We start from the raw sequence: 24,430 nt of genomic DNA, 5'->3' as shown, positions 1-24,430 counted from the left end.
TGGACCATCCTCCACCCTCGCCAACCACGCACGGGCGCGCAGCGCGACGAGAGGAAGTGACACATGACCCGCGAACCGAAGCAGGACCGCAGCCGGGTCACGCGTGGGCACCTCCTCGAGGTCACCATCGACTGCCTCGCGGAACTGGGCTGGGGTGCCACCACGGTGAGCCTCGTCGCCCAGCGCGCCGGTGTGTCGCGCGGTGCCACCCAGCATCATTTCCCCACCCGTGAAGACCTCATCACCGCGGCGCTCGAGGTCATGTTCGACGCCCGGATGGAGCAGGCCCGTCGCGAGGCCACCGACCTGCCTGCCGGCGAGGGACGCACCGAGGCGGTGGTGTCGCGCCTCGTCGACTACTACACGGGCACCCTCTTCAAGGCGGCGCTGCAGGTGTGGACGGCCGCCGCCGCCGACCCCGAACTGCGAGCCCGGATCGTGCCGCTCGAGGAACGCTTCGGGCGGGTCGCGCACCGCACCGCCGTCGAACACCTCGGGTTCGACGACACCGATCCGGTGGCGCACCGGCTCGTCCAGGCCACGCTCGATCTCGCCCGCGGACTCGGCCTGGCCGACGTGCTCACGGACGACTCCAAACGACGGGCGGAGATCGTGCGGCAATGGGCCGCGCAGTTGGATGCGGCCCTCCCGACCAGAGCGTCGCGGGGCCTCGACGCGGCCGTTCTCGACTGACCGGGCAAAGATCGCGGGGATCGGTAGAGTCACCGACCATGGGCCGGAAATGGGGAGCGCTCGTCCTGATCGCCGTCGCGGCCGGTCTGGCCGGCTGTGGGGGAGACGGAGACGATGCAGGCACCGCACCCGCGGCACAGCAACTCCCGCAGGTGACCGATCCGGGCCCGTTCTTCGGCCAGTGCGGCTCGGTCACCGACGAGGAAGTGGCGAAGGCGTTCGGGATGCCGCCTTTCACCGGGGTGACGCGCAATTCCGTCGGCTGCGAGTGGGAGACCGCGGGAATAGGCGGTCCCAGCGTGACGTTCTCGTGGTACCGCGGCAGTCCCATCGGCCGCGAGCGGGCGGGGTCCGAGCTGATCGGCAGGCCGGCCACCGACATCGACATCGAGGGGCATCCCGGTTTCATCGCGTCGTCCGAAGGAATTCTGTGTGAACTCGGTGTGGAGTTCGGCGGGGACTTCGTGCACTGGTCGGTGATGTACGCGGACGCGCGGCCCGCGGCGGATCCGTGCACGGTGGCGCGGGATCTCGCCGAACTCAGCGTGTCGAGGGCCAAGTGAGCGGGGGAGTGATGAGCAGCGGGGCGTGGCGCGCGGTGCGGGTGGTGGTTGCGGCCGCCGCGGTCGGGTCGATCGCCGGGTGCGGATCGTCGATCGAGGGCTCACCCCGGGCGGAGGGGGCGTCCTCGTCCGGTGACACGGAACAGTTCACGGCCCTGCTCGAGGAGTGCAACGCGGTCGCCGACGAACAGATCGCGCAGACCGTCGGCGCCGATGCCATCGAACGAGGCTTCTTCGGCGCGATCTGCCGGTGGGACGCGGTCGGTGCCAACGGTCCCGTGAAGGTGACGTTCAACTGGTTCGAGACGGGATCCCTCGACACGGAGAAGTCGACCGGCGAGAAGTTGGGCTACACGGTGGAGTCCTCGACCGTTCAGGGTCGGCGGGCCGTCGTGATGCGGCCCCCGAACGATCCGGGGGCATGCGGCGTGACGGTCGGATCACCCTCCGCGGGCGTCGTCGGCTGGTGGGTACAGTTCCAGACTGGGGCGGCAGACCCGTGCACGGCGGCATCGACGCTTGCGGATCTGACGCTCAATCTGAGTAGTTGATGTGCCCGTGTCCGTACCGACAGCGTCATGTAGTGCCCCACATCGCAGGTCAGCCCTTACCACCGCCAGCCCACTTTGACCTTCCGGCGCGCCGCCGGGTATCGTTGTGGGTCGTGTCCGGCATGCCCGGGCCGGTTTGTGTGCCTAGCGAGGTATTGCCGTGCGCGCGTTCGTGCAGATTTCTGCATGGAACGAGCATCCGGCTGCCTGTGTGGGGGTATGCGACACACCCGACCTCGGGTGCAGCTCGAGGTGCGGGTGAGGGGCAGCAGCTCTCTTGCCCCAACTGCTAGATCCCTAATTTCAGAACAGCCAAGGTTGCTTGTCCAGAGCAGTCTGTTCAACACGAAGAAAGCCGGTAAATGCCAACCATCAACCAGCTGGTCCGCAAGGGCCGCCGCGACAAGACCGCGAAGGTCAAGACGGCAGCCCTCAAGGGCAGCCCGCAGCGTCGTGGCGTGTGCACCCGCGTGTACACCACCACCCCGAAGAAGCCGAACTCGGCGCTCCGTAAGGTCGCGCGTGTGCGCTTGACCAGCTCCGTCGAGGTCACCGCTTACATCCCGGGCGAGGGCCACAACCTGCAGGAGCACTCGATGGTGCTCGTCCGCGGTGGTCGTGTGAAGGACCTCCCCGGTGTGCGCTACAAGATCATCCGCGGCTCCCTCGACACCCAGGGTGTCAAGGGCCGCAAGCAGGCCCGCAGCCGCTACGGCGCCAAGAAGGAGAAGAGCTAATGCCACGTAAGGGCCCCGCTCCGAAGCGTCCGCTCATCAACGACCCGGTCTACGGTTCGCCCCTGGTGACGCAGCTCGTCAACAAGATTCTCCTGGACGGCAAGAAGTCCACCGCCGAGCGCATCGTCTACGAAGCACTCGAGCAGGCGCGCGAGAAGACCGGCACCGATCCGGTCGTCACCCTCAAGCGCGCACTGGACAACGTCAAGCCTGCCCTCGAGGTTCGCAGCCGCCGTGTCGGTGGCGCCACCTACCAGGTGCCGGTCGAGGTCCGTCCGGGCCGCTCCACCACCCTCGCGCTCCGCTGGCTGGTGACCTTCTCCCGGCAGCGTCGTGAGAAGACCATGGTCGAGCGTCTCGCCAACGAGCTCCTCGACGCCAGCAACGGCCTGGGTGCCGCTGTAAAGCGTCGTGAGGACACTCACAAGATGGCCGAAGCCAACAAGGCATTCGCCCACTACCGCTGGTGACGTCACGTCGGAGCAGTCACCTACCGTGACTGCTCCGACGTCGTCGCACGTCGGGCCCCTACCGGGGACCGGCTGATCTACAACTCGAGACAATGGCCCCGCTGGTGGAACACCGGGGAGGCCGACACCCGATACACGAGCTACGAGCGGGGAAGAATCCTGTGGCACAGGAAGTGCTGACCGACCTGAACAAGGTCCGCAACATCGGCATCATGGCGCACATCGATGCCGGCAAGACCACGACCACCGAGCGCATCCTGTTCTACACCGGTGTCAACTACAAGATCGGTGAGACGCACGACGGTGCCTCGACCACGGACTGGATGGAACAGGAGAAGGAACGCGGCATCACGATCACCTCTGCCGCGGTGACCTGCTTCTGGAACAACAACCAGATCAACATCATCGACACGCCGGGCCACGTCGACTTCACCGTCGAGGTGGAGCGTTCGCTCCGCGTGCTCGACGGCGCCGTTGCCGTGTTCGACGGCAAGGAGGGCGTCGAGCCCCAGTCGGAGCAGGTGTGGCGTCAGGCCGCCAAGTACGACGTTCCGCGCATCTGTTTCGTCAACAAGATGGACAAGATGGGCGCGGACTTCTACTTCACGGTCCAGACCATCATCGACCGTCTCGGCGCGAAGCCGCTCGTCCTGCAGCTGCCGATCGGCGCCGAGGACGACTTCGACGGTGTCGTCGACCTGGTCGAGATGAAGGCTGTCACCTGGCGTGGCACGGTCGCCATCGGCGCCGAGCCCACCATCGAGGAGATCCCGGCCGATCTGGCCGACAAGGCTGCCGAGTACCGCGAGAAGCTGCTCGAGACGGTTGCCGAGTCCGACGAAAAGCTCATGGAGAAGTACTTCGCCGGCGAGGAACTCAGCGTCGAGGAGATCAAGGGCGCCATCCGCAAGATGACGGTCAACTCCGAGCTGTACCCGGTTCTGTGCGGTTCCGCGTTCAAGAACAAGGGTGTTCAGCCCATGCTCGACGCGGTCATCGACTACCTGCCGAACCCGCTGGACATCGGCGAGGTCCAGGGTCACGCCCTCGGCAACGAAGAGGACATCCTCACGCGTAAGCCGAGCAAGGAAGAGCCGTTCTCGGCTCTGGCCTTCAAGATCGCTGCGCACCCGTTCTTCGGCAAGCTGACGTTCGTCCGCGTGTACTCCGGCCGGATCGATCCGGGCGCCCAGGTCATGAACGCGACCAAGGGCAAGAAGGAGCGCATCGGAAAGCTCTTCCAGATGCACGCCAACAAGGAGAACCCGGTCGACGAGGCCGTGGCCGGCCACATCTACGCCATGATCGGTCTGAAGGACACCACCACCGGTGACACCCTCTGCGATCAGAGCAACCCGATCGTGCTCGAGTCCATGAGCTTCCCGGACCCGGTCATCCAGGTCTCGATCGAGCCCAAGACCAAGTCCGACCAGGAGAAGCTGGGCACCGCGATCCAGAAGCTCGCCGAAGAGGACCCGACGTTCTCCGTCGAACTCGACGACGAGACCGGCCAGACCGTCATCGGCGGCATGGGCGAGCTCCACCTCGACATCCTCGTCGACCGTATGCGTCGCGAGTTCAAGGTCGAGGCGAACGTCGGTAAGCCGCAGGTCGCGTACCGCGAGACCATCACCAAGAAGGTCGAGAAGCACGAGTTCACCCACAAGAAGCAGACCGGTGGTTCGGGTCAGTTCGCCAAGGTGATCATCGCGCTCGAGCCCTTCATCGGTGAGGACGGCGCCACCTACGAGTTCGAGAACAAGGTCTCCGGTGGCCGCGTTCCGCGTGAGTACATCCCCTCCGTCGACGCCGGTGCGCAGGACGCCATGCAGTACGGCGTTCTCGCCGGCTACCCGCTGGTGAACATGAAGCTGACGCTGCTCGACGGTGCGTACCACGACGTCGACTCGTCGGAAATGGCCTTCAAGGTTGCCGGTTCGCAGGCGCTGAAGGAAGCCGCCCGCAAGGCCGGCCCGGTCATTCTCGAGCCGCTCATGGCTGTCGAGGTCACGACACCCGAGGAGTACATGGGTGACGTGATCGGCGACCTGAACTCCCGCCGTGGCCAGATCCAGGCCATGGAGGAACGCAGTGGTGCCCGTGTCGTGAAGGCGCTGGTTCCGCTCTCGGAGATGTTTGGTTACATCGGTGATCTGCGGTCGAAGACCCAGGGCCGGGCGAACTTCTCCATGGTGTTCGATTCCTACGCAGAGGTTCCCGCGAACGTCTCGAAGGAAATCATCGCCAAGGCGACCGGCGAGTAACCTCGGTTCCAGCCGGCCGAAGCACGACACAGTAATAACAACCGCACTGCTGCATACCGCAAGCATCAATCAGTCCAGGAGGACACACAGTGGCGAAGGCGAAGTTCGAGCGGACGAAGCCGCACGTGAACATCGGCACCATCGGTCACGTCGACCACGGCAAGACCACGCTGACCGCGGCCATCACCAAGGTTCTGCACGACGCGTACCCGGATCTCAACGAGGCCTCGGCCTTCGACGAGATCGACAAGGCTCCTGAGGAGAAGGCTCGCGGTATCACGATCAACATCTCGCATGTTGAGTACCAGACCGAGAAGCGCCACTACGCGCACGTCGACGCTCCCGGTCACGCCGACTACATCAAGAACATGATCACTGGTGCGGCGCAGATGGACGGCGCCATCCTCGTGGTCGCGGCCACCGACGGCCCGATGCCCCAGACGCGTGAGCACGTGCTGCTCGCCCGCCAGGTCGGCGTGCCGTACATCCTCGTCGCCCTGAACAAGGCCGACATGGTGGACGACGACGAGATCATCGAGCTCGTCGAGATGGAGGTCCGTGAGCTCCTCGCTGCGCAGGAGTTCGACGAGGAAGCTCCGGTCGTCAAGGTCTCCGCACTCAAGGCGCTCGAGGGCGACCCGGAGTGGACCAAGAACATCCTCGAGCTCATGGCTGCGGTCGACGAGTCCATCCCGGACCCGGTCCGCGAGACCGAGAAGCCCTTCCTCATGCCCGTCGAGGACGTCTTCACGATCACCGGTCGTGGCACCGTCGTCACCGGTCGTATCGAGCGTGGCGTGATCAACGTCAACGAGGATGTCGAGATCGTCGGCATCAAGGAAACCAAGACCAAGACCACGGTCACGGGTATCGAGATGTTCCGCAAGCTCCTCGACTCGGGCCAGGCCGGTGACAACGTCGGTCTGCTGGTTCGTGGTATCAAGCGCGAAGATGTCGAGCGTGGACAGGTTGTCGTCAAGCCCGGCACCACCACCCCGCACACCGAGTTCGAGGGCCAGGCGTACATCCTGTCCAAGGACGAGGGCGGCCGCCACACGCCGTTCTTCAACAACTACCGTCCGCAGTTCTACTTCCGTACCACGGACGTGACGGGCGTTGTGACGCTGCCCGAGGGCACCGAGATGGTCATGCCGGGTGACAACACCGAGATGTCCGTCAAGCTGATCCAGCCCGTCGCCATGGACGAGGGCCTGCGCTTCGCGATCCGCGAAGGCGGCCGTACGGTCGGCGCCGGCAAGGTCACGAAGATCAACAAGTGATCTAGCTTCACCAACGCCGATGGCGCTCACCCTCCGGGGTGGGCGCCATCGGCGTTTCCGGGGTGAGGACTCGGTGTTTCCGGTCAGCTTTCGACGTGGACCGGGTGGTCGGCGCGGTCGAGGTGGAGCAGCACCTGGGTGGCGACCGGTTCACCGCCGAGTGTCGACGCGACCCACGAGGCGACGTCCTCCGACTTGCGGGTGAAGTCGTGGATGTCGAGGGTGGGGTCGGCGGTCACGACGATCGACAGGGTGGGGAGTCCGCGTTCGACGACGGCGCGGGCCCGCGTCTGCCGGACCCCCGGGTACTGGGCGAGTTCGCTGGCGACCCCGTTGGCGAGGGATCCCAGGTCGACGGTGACGTAGGTGCCCGATTCGCGATCCGGCACGGCGACGGGGGATGTGCGGCGCCGGGTGAGGTCCAGGGCGAGGAGCACGATGCCGAAGACCAGTCCCACGACGACCGTTGCGGCGAGGGCCCAGCCCCACCAGCCCTGGTCGGGAAGCGCGGTGACGCGTGCGCGGTCGTACCGCGACATCCATTCCCGGACGATCGGAACCTGCAGGTCCCATGCGATGGCGTAGGCGCCGAATCCGAGGAGCAGAAGCCCGACGAACAGGACGATCAGCCGGTTGACGGCGGCGGTCCGATGGGTCACGGCTTCACCTGCACTCGGAGTTCGGGGGACGTGCCGAGCAGCGACAGCGTCGGTTCCACCGCCTCGCGGACGGAGATGGCCACGTCTGCGGCGGGTGTCGACTCGGTGCGCACCACGCGGACGGTGACGTGCTTGCGGTCGACGGTCGTGTGCGCCGACAGCACCCCGGGGACGGTGTTGGCGTGACTACTGGAATTGCGGGCGAGGTCGGTGGGGCGCAGCCAGACGATCGGGGTGTCACCCACCGCGAGGGGCAGATGGGTGCGCGGCCGCGGTTTGAGGGCGGCGACGATGAACACGATTCCCAGCACGATCGCACCGGCGGCGACGGGGACGATCCAGTCGGACCAGTGCAGCCTGCCGAGCCATTGCGCGGTGTTGCGTATCCAGGGCGCGTTGGCGAACGTGCCGCGCATGATGAGCAGTTCCCGCGCGGCGACGACCGCGAGACCGAGGGCGGCGACGGCGACGATGATCGCGGCGGGCACCGCGGCCGGGGTTGCGCGCGGCGTGCGGGGCCGGATCGGCGCGACCCGGGTGGGCGGCACCGTCGGATCGCCCTGTTCCGCGTAGAGACTGTCGGCCCCGCTGTCTTCGGGTGCCGCGGATTCCGTTCCGACGACCACGATGTTGAGTTCGATGACCGGCATGCCGGTCAGCTGGGCGACCTGGTGGTGCACCTGCGCGCGGAGCCTGCGGTTGAGGAGATCGAGACGGCACGGCCATTGCACGGCGATGTACAGGTTGATCGCGACGGCGTCCGCTCCCGTCGAGACGTCGGCGCGGGGGAGTTCCCGGCCCGTCAGCCGGGACAGTCCGCCGGACTGCTTGACGACGCCGGGCACCTGGAGCGCTGCGGCGACGGCGATCTTCACGACGGCGCGTTCCTTGATGACCAGTTCGCCGCGCTGGGCGGTGTCGTCGAGCGTCGCGTCGTCCCGGGGGCCTGCGGGGGGTGCGGTGGACGGTTCAGCCACGGCCGCGGCTTCGGAGGATGGCGCCGAGATCGAGGTGCCCGTCGCGGTGCGCGCCGACGGCCATGCCCAGCGCGCCGAGCAGGACGGCGAAGACGAATCCGCTGAAACCGCCGAGGATGCCGGCGATGGCGAGGAGTAGTCCGACGATCAGGCCTGTGATGGTGCTGTTCATTGAGCGTGTCCTGTCTCTGTCAGGAGATCTTCGATGATCACGTCGACGGGGACGTCCACCAGCGATTCCACTGCGGCCCGCACTCTTTCGGCGGTGTCGACGACGTTGGCGGGGTAGCGCGCCGCGAGATGGACGGCACAGGAGGTGGGGCCGACGGTCACCCCGGTCACCCGGCGTCCGGGGAGGTACGTCGCGATTTCGCCGAACGGGCCGCCGTACATCGCTGCCACTCCGGGGGTCGCGAGGACGGCGGCGACGATGCGTTCGGAGATGTCCTCCGCGTGGGTGTCCAGTGGGAGCGGTCCGGTCACTGCACCCTCGGTTTGCCGTCGAGTTCGGACGCGGCCTCGGATTCGTCGAACAGCATGACGTCGAAGACGGTGATGTTCACTTCCGTCACTTCGAGTCCGGTCATGCGCTCGACGGCCGCGATGACGTTGCGTCGGATGCCGACCGCGAGTTCGTGCAGTGCGACGCCGTATTCGGCGACGATGCCGATGTCGATGGCGGCCTGTTTCTCCCCGACTTCGACGGCGACGCCCTGGGCGTGGTTGACGCGGGCGCCGGGGATCCGGTCCCGGAGGGCGCCGACAGCGCGTGCGGTGCCGCCACCCACGTCGTAGACGCCGTTGATCTCACGGGTGGCGATGCCGGCGATCTTGGCGACGACGGCGTCCGCGATGATGGTCCGTCCCTCGGAACTGACGAGTTCCGGAGTCGCCCCGGCACCGAACTGCACGCGGCTGCGTGCGCCTGAATCGCTGGTCATCGTGGATCCCCTTCGAGTCGCCTGCCTTCTCCTCAACAGTAGTGATCACCGACGGTACGCGGGGTCTCCCACGCGCCTTTCCGTCCACGGATCTGCCTCGACGCCGACGCGAAAAATATTTGATATGACTACCCGGTACCATGGCGTGATCCAGGTAACAGAGCGCGCGACGAAAGGAACCCCATGGTGGAAGTGGCCCCCGACCAGGACGCTGCCCCCGGTGAGGACGCTTCCGGTGAGGACGCTGCCCCCGGGCCCCGGACGCCGGCCGTCACCGCGGGTGTGGCGGTTCTGTCCGTCCTCGCACTCGCGTTCCTCGCGGTGAGTGGCTACTTCGGCTACACGCACCGGCAGGCGGAGCAGGCGGCGCAGCAGCGGTCCGAAATACTGGACGCCGCGCGTCAGGGTGTCGTGAATCTGACGACGATGGACTTCGAGCGGGCCGACGAAGGCGTGCAGAAGGTGCTCGACGACTCCGCCGGAGAATTCCGCGACGAATTCGAGGCCCGGTCCACCGATCTCGTCGCCGTCATGCGGGAGGCCCGGGTCAAATCGGTCGGGGAGGTGCGCCAGGCCGCGATCGAGAGGCAGGACGGCGATTCCGCCGACGTGCTCGTCGCGGTCGCCCAGAAGGTGTCGAATGCGGGTGGGGCCGCGGAGGAGCCCCGTGGTCAGAGAATGCGGGTCACGGTGCAACTCGAGGACGGCACGTACAAGATCGTGAAGGCGGGGTTCGTGCAGTGAGTACCGACGCATCGCCGAAGTCGCGCAGTCTCCTCCTGATCCTGGGTGCGCTCACCGTGGTCGCGGCCGTGCTGGCCGGGGTGCTGTACTTCACGCTCTACCGGCCCGACCGGAGCGTCGACGACACCGTCCGCGCCGCCGTCACCGACACCGCGTCGCAGGGCGCGATCGCCGTGCTGTCGTACGGGCCGGACACGGTGGAGAACGACGTCGGCGCCGCGAAGGAACGCCTGACGGGGGAGTTCCTCGACTATTACACGCAGTTCACGACGGACGTCGTCGTCCCGGCGGCGAAGGAGAGCCGGGTTGCCACGCAGGCGACGGTGGCCGCGTCCGGTCCGGTCGAGGTGGCGGCCGACACGGCCACGGTGCTGCTGTTCGTCAACCAGACCACTACCAGCGCCGCGAAACCGGAACCCGCGGTCACGGCGACGAGCATTTCCGTCGAGCTGACCAAATCCGGTGACGACTGGCTGATCTCCGGCTTCGATCCCGTCCAGGCCCACGGGTAGCGTTGGCGCCCATGAGCACTCTTCGAGAGGTCGGCGACCGCGAGTCGTGGCGCTGTTGGTTGTGTGACGAACCGGTGGATCCCGACATGTCGGTCAACGACCCGCGCGGCCCCAGCATCGACAGTGTCGTCACCGCGAAGAAGGCCAAGGCGAAGGGCGGCGTCGAACGCCTCGCTCACCGCGCGTGCAACACCAAGAAGGGCGCCGTGAAACCGGTCGTGCCGTGGCCCGACCGGTTGTTCGTCGTCGATCCCGCCCCGATCATCGGCGTCGTCGAACAACTCGGCCGCAAGGGTGGACGGGTGGCGGTGGCGCGGTGCCCGGGCCGATCGGATGCCGAGGACGCGTCGGAGTGGTTGCTCGACCGGTTGTCCCGTCTCGCACCGGAACTGGACGTCGAGACGCAGATCGACGCGGCCGGTGGCGCGTTCCTGCTCGTCGTGCGGCTCCGCCACCCGTGAGTACTTGTTAACCGCCGGCGGTTAACAAGTACTCACGGGCGGGGGATCGGCGGGTGCAGGGTGGTGGCGTCGCCCGGCCGGTACAGCTGGGCGCGCCTGCCGCCCGTCGATGCGGCGTCGGCCACGCCCTCGACGGGTTCGACGAATCCGCGGGTCCCCAGAACCTTGCGGCGGAAGTTCGCGCGATCCCACGTCACGTCCCACACGGCCTCGTACACCGTCTGGAGGTCCCGGATCGAGAACGGTGACTCCACGAAATGAGTTGCCAAAGTGGTGTATTCGAGTTTCGACCGCACCCGCTCGACGGCGTCGGTGAGGATCTGCGCGTGGTCGAACGCCAGCGACTCGCGGGACGCGTCCTCGACCGGTACCCAGTAGGCGTCGGCGGCGTCGGAACCGGCCGACGGCTCCGGCAGATTCGGCGCGAACGCCACGAACACCACCGACACGACGCGCATGCGCGGGTCGCGGCCCGGCTCGCTGTACGTCGCCAACTGTTCGAGGTGACCGGGAAAGCTGTCGAGTCCGGTCTCCTCCGCCAGCTCGCGTCGCGCCGCGACCTCCGCTGATTCGTCCGCGTGAACGAAACCGCCGGGCAGCGCGGGCATCCCCTGGAACGGTTCCTCGCCCCGCCGGACCAGCAGGACCGACAGCGCGGGGCCGCGCAGTGTGAATATCGCGAGATCGACGGTCACGGCGAACGGTGGGTAGTCGGTTGCGTCGTACACTGTCAGCGCCTACATAGATCTCACACTTCCTGCCATTGATGTGGCTGGCGTGGGAGATGGATGTACGTCACGGCTACCCGCATCACCATGAGATGGTACGGGTTTGACCATGTCCCACACCGACGCTTGAGGTGCAGGAACATGCTGTTTCGGAGTCACCCCCGCCCGCGGTGTCACGGTGGGGAGGCTGCGGCGGACCCGGCGGTGCCGCGGCCGGCTCGGGGTCGGGCTGGTCTTGCCCCGGGACTTGCGGACCGGTGCGTGCTCGGCGACCTGGATCGCGGGCAAGCGCCCCCGCCGACGGGTCACCTTGTTTTTGCCGAGGAGCGCGCGTTTGGCCAGATTGACCCCGGCGATGTGGTCGCGGTTGCCGCCGACCCGGCAACCTGGACACCACGCCGTGTGATAGCCGCCGGGGCGAGCCAGTGGTTCGTTGCAGCCCGGACATTGTGCGGAGGATCCACGTGCCGGCACCGCCACCACCGCGATTCCCACACCTGCGGCGGTGTGGGCGAGGGCGTCGACGGCTTTGCTGCGGGCGGACTGCGCGGCCCGATTGTTGTTGACGCGCCCGTGCCCGCGGGTCTCGAGCGTGCTGAGGTCTTCCACCGCGATCACCTGCGCGCCCGCCGATTCGGCGTAGTCGGTGACCTGGCGAGCGAAGTGGAACGCCAGTTCGCGGTTGATCCTTCCCCGTTTGACGCCGACAGCGGTGCGGTGCCCGTCGAGGACGGCGATCTTTGCCTCCAGTTGGGCGCGGACCTCCGGGGGTGCGGTCGCGGCCAGCCGCGTCAACCGGGCCGCCTTGCGATGCAGCAGTTGCCCTTCGGATTGCAGGCGGCCCAGTTTCACCCCGAGGCCTCGGTCGTCGTAGGTCCAGCCCCGATAATCAGACGCCAGCCCCTCCGGGCCGTCGGCGGTGATGGCGGCGGCACCGAGTGTGGACGGGGACCAGTCCACGCCCACGGCGGTCGTTCCCGAGGTCAGATCAGCGGCGGGGACTGCTTCGGTGGCGGCGCACCGCAACAGCAGACCCTTCCGGTCGAGGTGAAGGGTGGGTAGATGCCACTCGGTGATCGGCCGCGGGTGCAGGTGCTCAGGGATGGCGGCGGTTACCCGGACTCGTCGCCACTGCGCGCGTCCTTCCGGGGCGGGCGTGGTGGGTAGTGTGACGGTCAACGTCAGGTCGGCGTCGGTGACGGTGAGGTGGGCGAGTTGTCGATCTGCTGCGGAAAGCCGAGCCATCGCCGAGGTTCGGGGTGGTGCTTGCACGTCGGTGATGCGCAGCCGCTCCTCTCTCTCGCCAGCGGTGAGGGCTGAGCGCTCGGTGAGTTGCCGCACCACGCCTCGGGCGAATCCGGGCGGGACGTACTCTGCAGCAGTGGTGGGTGCGGAGATGCGGCCGGTTTCCGGGTCGAAGCGGGCCGACAGCGCCGCGATCGCGGCATCTCGGTAGGTCAGGGTCCGCAGTGTCGCCATCGCTTGTGCGGTGACCACCCGGGTGACTCGTGAGGGTGCGTAGACATCGTCCGGGTAGCGCGGGGTCCAGCCGAGACGCGCGGCAGCGACATGCCCGTGCTTCGGGAGTTTCCGGCCGTGGCTGTCGCATCCGGTAGCGAGGACATCGAAGGTGGCCGGTTGCCATAGTCGCGAGATCAGCTCGGTTTCGGCACCGGAGATCAACGCGAGCATCCACCCGGCGCGGATGTCGAGGTCGTCGAGCCCGATCGGCTCACCGGTCGTGTCGTCGACTGCCAGGTAGGGGCGGGTGGTGAACGAGAACTGTCGCAGCGCAGTGAATCCGGTCTCGGCCATCAGTTGGTCCTCTCCCAGCGTACCGGCGCATCGCCGAAGAAGTCGACGTTGACTCCGCTTCGACCGCACTCGGTGGACGCGGCCGGAAGACGACGCGAGCACTGCCATGTAGTCATCCAACAGCTCCTCTACCAGCGACGTGTCCTCATGTTCCCGCAAGACCTCGACCGTAACGCCGACCACCGACAGATAATGCTCGCTCCACGTCACCGCCGAATCGCGCCAACCGATCCCGCCACACCAGTGCTGATCGGCGAGTGAGGATTCCCGACCGGTCGAGCCGGACACCCGGCAGTACACCGCTTCCGCCCTCTGCTGGAACACTCTCCGACAGGTGGCCCCAAATAGGCGTCGAGATCTTCCCGACCGACGACTCGCTGACCGGACCCTGTACGCCGAGAGCGCAACCGGCCGCCCGATGCGGCCTTCCTGACCCCCACCGACATGTTCAGGTGAGCCGCCGGCTCGCCGATGTGCAGTAACCGACAGTAATAGGAAGGATCAGGAGGTATTGGACATTTCGTCAACAGTTGAGAGCCTCCCAGTGGTGCGGCGAACGTCGATTGGTGGGCGAGTCTGTCAGAGACCCGCGTCGACGAACCACTCCGTCATCTCCTCTCAGATCGACTCTCCGTCACGCAACCCAACCTGCACGACGGAGATACCGACGTGGTCGGCAATGAGGTACTGGGCGTGGCGCCCCGGCCTGTGGTGGTGTCGGTGACCCCGCGCATACGGCTTGCTTAGGCGGGACACATTCTCCGCCAGGGGAATCGACTCGACCTGGGAACTCGCAACCCACAGCAGCTGCCCCAGGGCTTGTTCACCTGGCCGCAGGTGGCCGGCAGCGAGAGGGTCGTGGTGGCCGAATTCAGCCAGTCGACGAGTGGTGCGATCACCGGCCCTCCTTGTAGTCGAAGTGACTACGGGACCGTATCGCCGATGTGGTCACTCTGACTACAACTGGGGATGTCGTGGTGTCCCGCGGGAGGTGGGGGTACCGTCGGGACCAGAACATGAATCCGACCTCGAGTGCGAAGGAAGTCCGATGAATCTGGCCTTGACCGACGAGGAGCTGGCGTTCCGTGACGAGATGCGAACGTTCTTCACCACGCAGATTCCGGCGGAGATCCGCGAGCGGTATGCGCGAGGCGAAGTAGTGGGGAAGGAAGGCTTCATCGAGTCTCAGCGGATTCTGAACGCCAACGGGCTCGCGACGCCGCACTGGCCCGTCGAGTGGGGCGGCCGCGACTGGACGCCGGTGCAGAAGCACATCTGGCTCGACGAGCTGCAGCTCGCGTCGGTGCCCGAGCCGCTCGCGTTCAACACCGGCATGGTCGGCCCCGTCATCGCGGCGTTCGGTTCGCAGGAGCAGAAGGAGAAGTTCCTTCCCGCGACCGCCAACCTCGACATCTGGTGGTGCCAGGGATTTTCCGAACCCGAGGCCGGTTCCGACCTCGCGTCGCTGAAGACCCGCGCCGTCCGCGACGGCGACGACTACGTGATCAACGGCCAGAAGACGTGGACCACCCTCGCGCAGCACGCCGACTGGATCTTCGTCCTCGCCCGCACCAACCCGGATGCCCCCAAGAAGCAGGCCGGCATCTCGTTCATCCTCGTCGACCTGAAGACGCCCGGCGTCACAGTGCGCCCGATCAAGCTGATCGACGGAGGCCACGAGGTCAACGAGGTCTTCTTCGAGGACGTGCGCGTGCCCGCCGAGAATCTCGTGGGTGAGGAGAACCAGGGCTGGAGCTACGCCAAGTTCCTGCTCGGCAACGAGCGCGCCGGCGTCACCCGCCTGGGATTCTCCAAGGTCCGGCTCGCGCAGGCGAAGAAGCGTGCCGCGGAGATCTCGGTCGGCGAGGGGACGCTGCTCGACGACCCGCTGTTCGCCGCCCGCATCGCGGAACTGGAGAACGAGATCATCGCGCTCGAACTCACCCAGCTGCGGGTGGTGGCCAGTTCGGCCGACGGCAAGCCGAACCCGGCGTCGTCGCTGCTGAAGCTGCGCGGATCCGAACTGCAGCAGGCGACACTCGAACTGCTGACCGACGTCGCGGGCCCCGACTCCCTGCCCTTCGCCGCCGGTGACGGCATCTCCTCACCGCTCTGGGCGCAGCGGACGGCACCGACCTATCTGAACTACCGCAAGGTTTCCATCTACAGCGGATCGAGCGAAGTGCAGCGCAGCATCATCGCCTCCTCGATCCTCGGATTGTGAGGGCGTGACATGGATTTCGAACTGACCGACGAACAGAAACTGCTGCGCGACACCACCCGTGAACTGCTCGGCCGTAGCTACGACGCGGAGAAGCGCAACGCCGTCACCGACACCGAGCAGGGGTGGAGCCCGCAGGTGTGGAAGCAACTCGCCGAGGTGGGGCTGCTCGGCCTGAGCTTCGACGAGGAAGACGGGGGAATGGGCGCCGGACCCGTCGAGGTGGCGTCGGTGATGACCGAGATCGGCCGCCGCCTCGCGCCCGAACCGGTCCTCGACGCCGTGCTCGTGCCGGGCGGTCTGATCGCTGCGGCCGGCAGCGCGGAGCAGCGTCGCCGGATTCTCCCGGACGTGTCCGAGGGCACCCTGCTGCTGGCCTTCGCCGATCGGGAACCGGGTGTGCGCTGGCCGTCGGCCCGGCTGTCCACGACCGCGACGAAGGACGGCGACGCGTGGACCCTGACGGGTACGAAGAATCCTGTTCCGCACGGCGGCAGCGCGAACACCCTGGTCGTCAGCGCGGCACTCCCGGACGGCGGGGTCGGACTGTTCCTCGTCGACGGCGACGCCGACGGCCTGACCCGCACCCCCTACGCGACCCACGACGGACTGCGGGCCGCGCAGGTGGAACTGTCCGGCACCCCGGCGGAGCCGCTCGGTGAGGGCGGCGACGCGTCTGCGGCGATCGAGGGCGCACACATCCGGGCGCAGGCGGCGCTGTGTGCGGAGGCCGTCGGCGCGATGGAGGAGGCGTTGCGGCTGACCACCGAGTACCTGAAGACCCGCAAGCAATTCGGCGTCCCGATCGCGAAGTTCCAGACGCTCACCCACCGCGCGGCCGACATGTACGTGCTGCTGGAACTGGCCCGCAGCATGAGCCTCTACGCCACGATGTCGCTGGCCGACGGAACCGTCGACCCGGTGGTCGCGTCCCGCGCCAAGCTGCAAATCGGCCGGTCGGCGCGGACGATCGGGCAGGAAGCGATCCAGATGCACGGCGGCATCGGCATGACCGCCGAGTACCCTGTCGGCCATTACGTGAGCCGGCTGACCGCCATCGAGCACACCCTCGGCGGCTCCGACGACCACTTGCGGGTGCTCGCCGCGGCGACGACCCAGGGCACCGTCAGCATCATCTAGCCCCACCCGTGAGTACTTCTCAACCGCCCGCGGTTAAGAAGTACTCACGGGGTCCAGGTCTCGGATTGGTATCGGAAAGAGCGTTTTCGACGTGTCGCACCAGGACCCCGGTGTGACGCAGCTAACGTTCTGCGCGCACATCAGAACTCACGGGGGATGTACGTATCTCGGTGAAGGAGCGTTGTCATGGGGTCCGGTCCAGTCAAAGCGATCATGTGGAGCCTGCTCGTCGTGGGACTCGTCGGTGCGGGAGTCGGGATCTCCGAACTGCACGTCCCGTGGACGGTCGCGTCGTTGATCGTCGCGTCGGTGTCCGGTCTGGTCCTGCTCAGGATCCGTGCCGACGCGCACCCCGAACTGCACAGCGAGCGCCGGATGGCCGCCGGCTGACCCCACCTCACGCCAGCTGGAGCCCGTCCGCCCACCTGCCGATGTTGCCGCGTTCCAGTGCGAGCGCCAGCAGTTCCGGGAACTTGTCCGGCGTGCAGGCGAACGCGGGAATGCCGAGCGCACCGAGGGCTGCCGCGTTGTCGTGATCGAAGGACGGGGCGCCGTCGTCGGACAGCGCCAGCAGCACCACCACCTGGACCCCGGCGTTCTTCATCGCCGCCATCCGGCGCAGCATCTCCGCGCGGATCCCGCCCTCGTACAGATCCGAGATCAGCACGAACAACGATTCCGCCGGCCTGTCGATCAGTGACTGGCTGTACGCGATGGCCCGGTTGATGTCGGTGCCGCCGCCGAGTTGCGTGCCGAACAGCACGTCGACGGGATCGGACAGCCTGTCGGTGAGGTCGACGACCGCCGTGTCGAACACGACCAGCGACGTCTTCAGCGCGCGCATCGACGCGAGCACCGCGCCGAACACGGACGCGTACACGACGCTCGAGGCCATCGAACCGGACTGGTCGACGGCGAGGACGACGTCGCGGTGCACGGCCTGCGATCGGCGGCCGTAGCCGAGCAACCGCTCCGGCACCACCGTCTTGTGCTCGGGCAGGTAGTGCGCGAGGTTGGCGCGGATCGTGCGATTCCAGTCGATGTCGCGGTACCGGGGATTGGTGGTCCGGGCGGAGCGGTTGAGGGCGCCGGTGACGGCGGTTCTGGTCTTCTGCGCGATGCGGTTCTCCACCTCCCGGACCACTTTCTCGACGACCATCCGGGCGGTGGCCTTGCTGGTCTCGGGCATCACCCGGTTGAGGCTGAGCAGGGTGCCGACGAGGTGGACGTCCGGTTCGACGGCGTCGAGCAGTTCGGGTTCGAGGAGCAGTTGGGTGAGGCCGAGCCGGTCGATGGCGTCCTTCTGCATCACCTGCACGACGCTGCTCGGGAAGTAGGTGCGGATGTCGCCGAGCCAGCGTGCGACCTTCGGTGCCGATCCGCCGAGACCCGCAGTGCGCCGGCGGCTCTTCGACCCCTCGCTGCTGGTGTCGTACAGCGCGGCCAGTGCGCCGTCCATCGCCGCGTCCGTCCTGGATGCCAGTCCGCCGGTGGATTCCTCGGCGGCGTTGCCGAGCAGCAGCCGCCACCGTCGTAGCCGATCCGCGTCCTCCGTCACGACGTCACCCCCAGGATGTCGGCGACGGTGCGGATCGCGACGGTGCCGCGCCGGGCATCGACCTCGGCGGGAGCATCGGCCGTGGAGCCGCCCTCCACGGATTGCCCGATGGCCCGGCGTTCCCCGGTTTCGAAGCTGCCGAACGTGCGCCGCAGCAGCGGCAGCACGTCGACGAAATCCTGCTCGCGCAGCCCCGACACCCACCCGTCGAGCAGTCGCAACAGCTGCCGGTCGTGGACCAGCAGCAGGCCTCCGCCGCCGAGGAATCCGTCGACCCACCCGGCCTTGGCGGACGGGTCGGCGCCGACGGACAGCGCCCGCGACAGCCGGGTGGCGGCCTCGGTTTCGCTGACGGCGCCCGCGTCGCGGAGTAGTCGGACCATGCGCCCGATCACGAGGCCGTTCACGTCGCTGCGGTCGGCGAGACCGGTGAGCGTGCCGAGCCAGCGCGCCGACGCGCGGTCGTCGTCGCGCAGCATCACCGCCGCGTGGACGTCGTCGACGGCGCGACGCACGTCGAGCGCGATGTCGTCGTCCAGACCGGACATCGCCGACGGCAGTCCCGCGCAGATACGGACGAGGAGGCTGTCGGTGACGCGGGTGAGGGACGAGACGTCGGTGCCGCGGACGTCGCCGTACCGCAGGGTCCGCGTCAGCGCGGGCAGCGCGTCCATCAGGTGCATGACGTCGTGGTCGAGCGTGGCCGCGGTTTCCAGCGCGCGCAACAGTTCGGCCAGGGCGTCGCCGAGATCCGACAGCAGCGCCTGCTCGAGCAGCCCGGTGAGCCCGGCGAGGGAGACGTCACCGGCCGCCGCCTCCTCGCGGACCTTCGCCGTGGCCGCGGCCTCGACGGTGGTGCCCCACAGCGACGCCTCGATGATCGACACCGCCAGTTCGGGTTGCCAGGTGAGCGACCACGTCTCACGGAACGTGCCGGTGCCGCGGACGTCGCTGTCGGCCGGGGTGCCCCAGTCGACACCGAGGATCTGCAGGCGGTGCAGGAGCCGGGACCGCGCGACGTCGTTGTCCCGGCGGAGGTCGAGGTCGATGGTCTTCTCGGTGGCCTGCTGCTTCAGGCGCAGGGTCTTCGCCCGGGCGCGCAGGTCGGCGTCGAGCGGAACGGTCGGGGTGTCGTCCGGGACGGCGCCGAGGGCCTCGCCGACGACGAGGCGACGCGTGATCAGGTCGAGCAGGACGTCGTCCCCGTCGCACATCACGGCGCGGGTGGCTTCGGTGACCTCGGAGAGACCGGCCAGCGGCCGCGCCCGCAGCGCGGCCAACGTGTCTGCGAGACGGACGGATTCGATGACGTGCGCACTCGACACGGGAAGGTCCTCGTCCCGCAGCACCCGCGCGACCTTCGTGAGCCACCGGGTGATCGTGCGGTCCGGCGCGGTGAACAGGTGGTGATACCAGCCGGGGGAGGTGATGCCGGCGCCGTATCCGGACGCCGTGGACAGCCGCGAGTGCGTCCACGGCACCCACGTCAGCGAGGTCTTGATCTTGGGTATTCCCTTGAGGATTCGTGCGTCCGCGGTGGCCGGTCCGAGGGGTCCGGCGAGTGCCGGGGCGTGCCAGGCGCCGCACACCACCGCGATCCGCACGGCACCACCCTTGATCACCTTCCGCAGGGTCTGGCGCATGTACGCCTCGCGCCTGCTGGTGGGTTCGTCGAGTTCGACGGTGCCGCGCAGCGCGGTCATGGCGTCGGTGATCGCGTCGAACGAGTCGGTTCCCGAACCGGATTCGATGACGGCGTCCCACCAGCGTTCGGTGTCGTCGTAGCCGGCAGCCGCGGCCAGCGCGGCCAGCGGATCCTCGGAACGGGATTCGGTGCGGTCGGCGGCGAGGGTATTGGCGGCCGGTAGGTCGCAGAAGCGCACGTCGACGCCATGTCCGGCCGCCCACGACAGGGCCTGCCACTCCGGGGAGAACACGGCGAACGGCCAGAACGCCGCCGTCCGGGGTTCGGCGGTGGCAAACGCGAGTAGTGCCACCGGGGGTTCCATCGTGTCGGACGCGGTCAACGCGACCAGCGGATCGGCGTCGGCGGGCCCTTCGATCAGGACGGCGTCGGGGACGAACTCGTCGAGGGCGCGACGCACCGATCGTGCGGAACCGGGCCCGTGGTGGCGGATGCCGAAGACACGAATGTCCGAATTCACCCGGTGACCTCGCGGCACGCCCGGTAGAAGTCGGCCCAGCCGTCCCGTTCGCGGACCACGGCCTCGAGGTATTCCGTCCACACCACCCTGTCGGCTACCGGATCCTTCAGCACGGAACCGAGGATGCCCGCGGCGACGTCGGAGGGTCGGAGCACGCCGTCGCCGAAATGCGCGGCGAGGGCGAGTCCGTTGGTGACCACGGAGATCGCCTCCGCCGTCGACAGCGTTCCGGACGGCGACTTCAGCTTGGTGCGGCCGTCGCTCGTGGCGCCGGACCGCAGTTCCCGGAACACGGTGACCACGCGCCGGATCTCGTCGTCCGTCGCGGGGACCGCCGGCAGTTCCAGCGAGGACCCGAGTTGCTCGACCCGCCGCGCGACGATGGCGACCTCTTCCTCCTCGTCAGCGGGCAGGGGCAGGACCACCGTGTTGAAACGCCTGCGTAGCGCGGACGACAGGTCGTTGACGCCGCGGTCGCGGTCGTTGGCGGTGGCGATCAGGTTGAAACCCCGGGTGGCCTGCACCTCGGTGCCCAGTTCGGGGATCGGCAGTGTCTTCTCCGACAGCACGGTGATGAGCGCGTCCTGCACGTCGGCAGGGATGCGGGTCAGTTCCTCGACCCGTGCGATCCGGCCGCCCTGCATGGCCGTCATGACCGGGGACGGAACGAGTGCGCCCGCGCTCGGGCCCTCGGCGAGGAGCCTCGCGTAGTTCCAGCCGTAGCGGATGGCCTCCTCCGGTGTGCCCGACGTTCCCTGGACGAGCAGGGTCGACTCACCGGACACCGCGGCCGACAGGTGTTCGGACACCCACGTCTTGGCGGTTCCGGGCACGCCGAGCAGAAGCAGCGCGCGGTCGGTCGCGAGCGTCGCGACCGCGACCTCGATCAGCCGCCGCGGACCGACGTACTTGGGGGTGATGACGGTGCCGTCGTCGAGTTCGCCGCCGAGCACGTACGTCACGACCGCCCACGGCGACAACTTCCACGACGGTGGCCGGGGCCGGGTGTCCTGCGCGGCGAGGGCGGCGAGTTCGTCGGCGTAGGCCTGCTCGGCGTGGGGTCGTAGCAGGTCGGCCGGGCCGGCCGCGATCTCGGTCACTCGAGCTCCTTCAGGACTGTTCTGCGATGGTCGATGTTGGCTGCGACAGTGGCGAACGCCTGCTGCCAGCCCGGGTCACAGGTGCGTTCGGCGGCCGCCCGGAGCAGCGCCGCCGCAGCGAACGGGAAGTGCGTCTCTGCGCTGCGGAGGGTGGAGTAGTGGCTGTGCCGCGAGAACTGCCCGAGGTCCTTGCCGGTCTCGGCGTGCCGCCCGGCCACGTCCTCGAGGCGGGCGATCACCCGCTCGGCGAGGTCGAGCGGCCACGGGTGGGGCAACCCCTCGAACAGTGCGGCGCCGTCGACGCCCAGCAGATAGCTGTCCGCGTGGCCCGACAGAATGTAGGTGAGGCGTTCGCGGGCGGGGACGATCGGCACCACGCGACGCTCGGTCTTCCGTCCCTCTCGGTGCAGCAGGGCGGACGCCCAGCGCGGATTGCGCTGGAGCACGGTGGCGTTGGTCCACGCCTCCATCATCACCTCCCGCCACTGGTCTTCGATCCGGATCTCCCACGCGCCGGAGGCCGAGCCGATCATGCCTTCCCACACCGACAAAGGGGCGGCGGTGACCACCATCCGCAACCACCAGCTGCGGATTCCCTTGTTCTTGAAGTGGACGTCCTCGATGCCGTCGCGACGGGCCGAATCGTCCAGGGAACCGGGCATGTTCACCACGAGACGGGTGCGCAGCGGTTTCTTCTCCACCCGCACCCATGCGCGGGCACGGGCGGCCATCCGCTCGGCGTACGCGGAGTTCGGCAGCTGCCGCAGCAACTGGACCGCCTGCTGACGCACCTCCTTCCGCCGGTCGTCGAGTGCGTGCTCGAGCAGGTCGGAGTCGGCGTCGCCGAGCCCTGTGCCCAGGACCGCGATGAACGCCGCCCGGTGCTCGCCGCGTTCGGAATCCCAGGTGCGGTGCAGTTCGGCCGTCGCGCTCGCCGGGTTCACCGCCCGCATCGTCGTGAGCCACAGCAGCCGCTCCTGGTGCGCGCCGTGCGTCCACACGTCGGTGCGATCGGACCGCCGGATCAGCATCGACCAGTCCGGGTTCCGGGCGGCGAGCCACTGGCCCCGGGGGCCTGTCAATCGCAGGATGCTCTCGCGGTGGGTGTCGTTCGTGCGCGCCACCGTCATCAGGTCGGCGACGAGATGATCGGGCGCACGGTATCCCCGCTCGGCGACCACCGCGAACCACTCGGCGAGCGTCCACGACTTGGCGGCGAGCAACTGCATCAGGTGCGCCGCGGCCGCGGGCGGCAACTGGAGCCTCGGATCCTCCTCGGCGGGCGCGGGCAGCACGCGGGTGGTGGCGGCGACTCCGCCGTCGCGGTACGCGTTTTCGAGCGCGGCGGCGCCCAGCAGGGTCTCCGCGGGGTCGCCGCCGACCGACTGCGCCAGTTCGCCGGTGGCCAGCCCCTCGAACGAGGGGACGGATCGTGCCGTGCCGAGCAGCGCCGCGGACAGGAGTTCGCTCATCGGCGGCTCCCCGCGGTCGACGGTGCGGCGGCCACGAGCGGGTACACGTCGCCGCGATCGAACACCGACACGGGAACGAGGGAGTTGCTGGTCCACTCCCCGAACACGGTGACGGGACTGCCCCCGGACATTCCGAGCAGCCGCCACAGGACCGGGTCCTCGCCGGACAGCGGGAGCGCGCGTCCCTGCCCGTCGACGACGAACCAGCTCCCGTCGTCGTATGCCGGGGTGACACCGGTGAGCAGGGCGGGCCACGAGCGGATCCACGGGTCGGCGCCGACCGCGGCGGCGAAGTCGTCGAGTGCGGTGTCGATGTCGCTGGGCGCGAGTGTGGTGAATGGTTCCGGAGTTTCGTGGGTGTCGCCGAACTGGGCGCGCAGCGGCGCGGCGCCGGGGTAGAAGTGCAGGGTGGCGTCGACGAGCGATCCGAGCGGCGGGATCACCGTCGAGAAGTTGGCGGAACCGTGTGCGAAGTCCAGGAGGATCGCGCGGCGACCGTGGTCGCGGCCGAACAACCACACCTTGCGGGTGAAGAGCCGCTTCTCCTCGGTGGTCTGCATGCCCAGGACCATCCACCGGTCGCGGACTCCCGGTTCGGCGCGCACGCTGTCGGTGGCCACCGGATAGCCGACGTGCGAACGCACCGATGCCTGCAACGGTTCCGGTAGTTCGCCCAGACGGCGATGGGCGACGACGAGCAGGTGCAGTCTGGCGTATTCGCGGAGCAACCGGTCCGGCCAATCGGCCCGGGTGGCCACGACGATCGGAAGTCGGCGCAGCGTGGACGCGATTCCGGGCGCCTGCGCGTCGACCATGCGGGCCGCGATGGCGTCGAACGCGGAAGCCGAGATGTCGGCCGCGCCGAGCCCGCCCCGGACCTGGTCGGTGAGCCACAGGTCGAGTTCGTCGAGTCCTGCCGCCACTCGTTCCGCCCGGCGTTCGGTGGCCTTCGCACCGGCCGTCCTCGTGGGCGCCGCCGCGGGCACGGCCGCCCGCCCGGCCCGCCGGCTCAGCCAGTCGTTCGCGAACTCGGGCGGCTCGGACTGCTCCGGGACCCTGCCCTGCGACCAGATCAGCAGCAGGCCGAGCGCGTGCTTGCACGGAAACTTCCGGCTCGGGCACGAGCAGTGATACGCCGGACCGGTGAGGTCGACGACCGATCGATAGGGGCTCTTGCCGCTGCCCTGACACAGTCCCCACAGTGCGTCGCCGTTGCCGCCCGTCTGCGACCACGCGGCCGACAGCTTTGCGGCGGCAGCGAGCGAGCCGGCATCGGGGGCCACCGATGCGACCTGTCCCTCCGACCAAGGCGACGTCACTCCGCCACCGTAGGGGAGTTGTCCGACAGAAAGGGAGGAGGGTGCGCGGAATGTCCGCGA

The 24,430-nt window shown here is 68.2% G+C and carries 25 protein-coding genes; 13 read left to right on the top strand and 12 right to left on the bottom strand.

Annotated elements, in window-relative coordinates; translation table 11 throughout:
* Nucleotides 1-63 precede the first annotated feature (63 nt).
* From ACFU5V_RS17115 to tuf, 7 genes are all read left to right on the top strand, one after another.
* Nucleotides 64-693 carry a TetR/AcrR family transcriptional regulator gene (locus ACFU5V_RS17115; RefSeq protein ID WP_378441046.1) on the top strand — a complete coding sequence of 210 codons (630 nt, stop codon included), beginning with the start codon at nucleotides 64-66 and terminating at the stop codon, nucleotides 691-693.
* 38 nt (nucleotides 694-731) lie between these two features.
* Nucleotides 732-1,256: a DUF3558 domain-containing protein gene (locus tag ACFU5V_RS17110; protein ID WP_378441045.1), complete on the top strand. Its 525-nt coding sequence runs from the start codon at nucleotides 732-734 to the stop codon at nucleotides 1,254-1,256.
* A gap of 11 nt (nucleotides 1,257-1,267) precedes the next feature.
* The gene (locus tag ACFU5V_RS17105; RefSeq protein WP_378441044.1) at nucleotides 1,268-1,807 is read left to right on the top strand and encodes a DUF3558 domain-containing protein; all 540 of its coding nucleotides are present in this window, start codon (nucleotides 1,268-1,270) and stop codon (nucleotides 1,805-1,807) included.
* A gap of 362 nt (nucleotides 1,808-2,169) precedes the next feature.
* Nucleotides 2,170-2,544, top strand: coding sequence for a 30S ribosomal protein S12 (gene rpsL / locus ACFU5V_RS17100; protein ID WP_005252198.1), 375 nt, complete (start codon nucleotides 2,170-2,172; stop codon nucleotides 2,542-2,544).
* Nucleotides 2,544-3,014, top strand: coding sequence for a 30S ribosomal protein S7 (gene rpsG / locus ACFU5V_RS17095; protein ID WP_005252199.1), 471 nt, complete (start codon nucleotides 2,544-2,546; stop codon nucleotides 3,012-3,014). Before rpsL ends, rpsG begins: the two co-directional genes overlap by 1 nt.
* 161 nt (nucleotides 3,015-3,175) lie before the next feature.
* Nucleotides 3,176-5,278 (top strand): elongation factor G, encoded by a 2,103-nt coding sequence (gene fusA / locus ACFU5V_RS17090; protein ID WP_378441041.1) that lies wholly within the window; start codon nucleotides 3,176-3,178, stop codon nucleotides 5,276-5,278.
* A gap of 89 nt (nucleotides 5,279-5,367) precedes the next feature.
* A complete protein-coding gene (gene tuf, locus ACFU5V_RS17085) occupies nucleotides 5,368-6,558 on the top strand; it encodes an elongation factor Tu (RefSeq protein ID WP_185725102.1) in 1,191 nt (396 codons plus the stop codon).
* Between the two features lie 83 nt (nucleotides 6,559-6,641).
* Here the strand turns inward: tuf and ACFU5V_RS17080 are convergent, their stop codons facing one another.
* Genes ACFU5V_RS17080 through ACFU5V_RS17060 form a run of 5 tightly spaced genes read right to left on the bottom strand, consistent with a single transcriptional unit; the run spans nucleotide 6,642 to nucleotide 9,135 of the window.
* Nucleotides 6,642-7,217: a hypothetical protein gene (locus tag ACFU5V_RS17080; protein ID WP_378441894.1), complete on the bottom strand. Its 576-nt coding sequence runs from the start codon at nucleotides 7,215-7,217 to the stop codon at nucleotides 6,642-6,644.
* Complete coding sequence (locus tag ACFU5V_RS17075) at nucleotides 7,214-8,194, bottom strand: DUF6286 domain-containing protein (RefSeq protein ID WP_378700815.1); 981 nt, start codon at nucleotides 8,192-8,194, stop codon at nucleotides 7,214-7,216. Before ACFU5V_RS17075 ends, ACFU5V_RS17080 begins: the two co-directional genes overlap by 4 nt.
* Nucleotides 8,187-8,366: a hypothetical protein gene (locus ACFU5V_RS17070; RefSeq protein WP_005252219.1), complete on the bottom strand. Its 180-nt coding sequence runs from the start codon at nucleotides 8,364-8,366 to the stop codon at nucleotides 8,187-8,189. The genes ACFU5V_RS17075 and ACFU5V_RS17070 overlap by 8 nt, the downstream gene beginning before the upstream one ends.
* Nucleotides 8,363-8,677, bottom strand: coding sequence for a hypothetical protein (locus tag ACFU5V_RS17065; protein WP_378700813.1), 315 nt, complete (start codon nucleotides 8,675-8,677; stop codon nucleotides 8,363-8,365). The genes ACFU5V_RS17070 and ACFU5V_RS17065 overlap by 4 nt, the downstream gene beginning before the upstream one ends.
* Nucleotides 8,674-9,135: an Asp23/Gls24 family envelope stress response protein gene (locus tag ACFU5V_RS17060; protein ID WP_005252221.1), complete on the bottom strand. Its 462-nt coding sequence runs from the start codon at nucleotides 9,133-9,135 to the stop codon at nucleotides 8,674-8,676. The genes ACFU5V_RS17065 and ACFU5V_RS17060 overlap by 4 nt, the downstream gene beginning before the upstream one ends.
* A 183-nt stretch (nucleotides 9,136-9,318) precedes the next feature.
* On the opposite strand from ACFU5V_RS17060, the gene ACFU5V_RS17055 reads away from it, so the two are divergent.
* Genes ACFU5V_RS17055 through ACFU5V_RS17045 form a run of 3 tightly spaced genes read left to right on the top strand, consistent with a single transcriptional unit; the run spans nucleotide 9,319 to nucleotide 10,852 of the window.
* On the top strand, nucleotides 9,319-9,879 hold the full coding sequence (locus ACFU5V_RS17055; protein ID WP_378700811.1) for a hypothetical protein: 561 nt from the start codon (nucleotides 9,319-9,321) through the stop codon (nucleotides 9,877-9,879).
* Nucleotides 9,876-10,391: a twin-arginine translocation pathway signal gene (locus tag ACFU5V_RS17050; RefSeq protein ID WP_378700809.1), complete on the top strand. Its 516-nt coding sequence runs from the start codon at nucleotides 9,876-9,878 to the stop codon at nucleotides 10,389-10,391. Before ACFU5V_RS17055 ends, ACFU5V_RS17050 begins: the two co-directional genes overlap by 4 nt.
* An 11-nt stretch (nucleotides 10,392-10,402) precedes the next feature.
* Nucleotides 10,403-10,852: a hypothetical protein gene (locus ACFU5V_RS17045; RefSeq protein WP_378441905.1), complete on the top strand. Its 450-nt coding sequence runs from the start codon at nucleotides 10,403-10,405 to the stop codon at nucleotides 10,850-10,852.
* A 32-nt stretch (nucleotides 10,853-10,884) separates the two neighbouring features.
* Here ACFU5V_RS17045 and ACFU5V_RS17040 read toward each other — a convergent pair whose 3' ends face one another.
* Together ACFU5V_RS17040 and ACFU5V_RS17035 are read right to left on the bottom strand one after the other, a co-directional pair.
* On the bottom strand, nucleotides 10,885-11,580 hold the full coding sequence (locus ACFU5V_RS17040) for an NUDIX domain-containing protein (RefSeq protein ID WP_378700807.1): 696 nt from the start codon (nucleotides 11,578-11,580) through the stop codon (nucleotides 10,885-10,887).
* A gap of 9 nt (nucleotides 11,581-11,589) precedes the next feature.
* The gene (locus ACFU5V_RS17035) at nucleotides 11,590-13,395 is read right to left on the bottom strand and encodes a zinc ribbon domain-containing protein (RefSeq protein WP_378700805.1); all 1,806 of its coding nucleotides are present in this window, start codon (nucleotides 13,393-13,395) and stop codon (nucleotides 11,590-11,592) included.
* A gap of 1,048 nt (nucleotides 13,396-14,443) precedes the next feature.
* On the opposite strand from ACFU5V_RS17035, the gene ACFU5V_RS17030 reads away from it, so the two are divergent.
* The 3 genes from ACFU5V_RS17030 (at nucleotide 14,444) to ACFU5V_RS17020 (ending at nucleotide 17,146) form a co-directional block, all read left to right on the top strand.
* A complete protein-coding gene (locus tag ACFU5V_RS17030; RefSeq protein WP_378700801.1) occupies nucleotides 14,444-15,619 on the top strand; it encodes an acyl-CoA dehydrogenase family protein in 1,176 nt (391 codons plus the stop codon).
* A gap of 9 nt (nucleotides 15,620-15,628) precedes the next feature.
* A complete protein-coding gene (locus ACFU5V_RS17025) occupies nucleotides 15,629-16,756 on the top strand; it encodes an acyl-CoA dehydrogenase family protein (RefSeq protein ID WP_378700799.1) in 1,128 nt (375 codons plus the stop codon).
* A gap of 186 nt (nucleotides 16,757-16,942) precedes the next feature.
* Nucleotides 16,943-17,146, top strand: a complete 204-nt coding sequence (locus ACFU5V_RS17020; RefSeq protein ID WP_012688808.1) for a hypothetical protein — start codon at nucleotides 16,943-16,945, stop codon at nucleotides 17,144-17,146.
* Between the two features lie 7 nt (nucleotides 17,147-17,153).
* Here ACFU5V_RS17020 and ACFU5V_RS17015 read toward each other — a convergent pair whose 3' ends face one another.
* Genes ACFU5V_RS17015 through ACFU5V_RS16995 form a run of 5 tightly spaced genes read right to left on the bottom strand, consistent with a single transcriptional unit; the run spans nucleotide 17,154 to nucleotide 24,370 of the window.
* On the bottom strand, nucleotides 17,154-18,314 hold the full coding sequence (locus ACFU5V_RS17015) for a VWA domain-containing protein (RefSeq protein WP_378700797.1): 1,161 nt from the start codon (nucleotides 18,312-18,314) through the stop codon (nucleotides 17,154-17,156).
* Nucleotides 18,311-20,479: a DUF5682 family protein gene (locus tag ACFU5V_RS17010; RefSeq protein ID WP_378700795.1), complete on the bottom strand. Its 2,169-nt coding sequence runs from the start codon at nucleotides 20,477-20,479 to the stop codon at nucleotides 18,311-18,313. The genes ACFU5V_RS17015 and ACFU5V_RS17010 overlap by 4 nt, the downstream gene beginning before the upstream one ends.
* Entirely contained in the window at nucleotides 20,476-21,579 is a 1,104-nt protein-coding gene (locus tag ACFU5V_RS17005) for an AAA family ATPase (RefSeq protein WP_378700793.1), read from the bottom strand. The genes ACFU5V_RS17010 and ACFU5V_RS17005 overlap by 4 nt, the downstream gene beginning before the upstream one ends.
* A complete protein-coding gene (locus ACFU5V_RS17000; RefSeq protein ID WP_378700791.1) occupies nucleotides 21,576-23,051 on the bottom strand; it encodes a DUF5691 domain-containing protein in 1,476 nt (491 codons plus the stop codon). The genes ACFU5V_RS17005 and ACFU5V_RS17000 overlap by 4 nt, the downstream gene beginning before the upstream one ends.
* On the bottom strand, nucleotides 23,048-24,370 hold the full coding sequence (locus tag ACFU5V_RS16995) for an SWIM zinc finger family protein (RefSeq protein WP_378700789.1): 1,323 nt from the start codon (nucleotides 24,368-24,370) through the stop codon (nucleotides 23,048-23,050). The genes ACFU5V_RS17000 and ACFU5V_RS16995 overlap by 4 nt, the downstream gene beginning before the upstream one ends.
* Nucleotides 24,371-24,430: the final 60 nt, after the last annotated feature.

The sequence above is a fragment of the Rhodococcus sp. NPDC057529 genome (genome assembly GCF_042802055.1).
Taxonomy (GTDB): Bacteria; Actinomycetota; Actinomycetes; order Mycobacteriales; family Mycobacteriaceae; genus Rhodococcus_F.
Note: the sequence above shows the minus strand (reverse complement) of the source record. Positions and strands in the feature narration are given on the sequence as shown.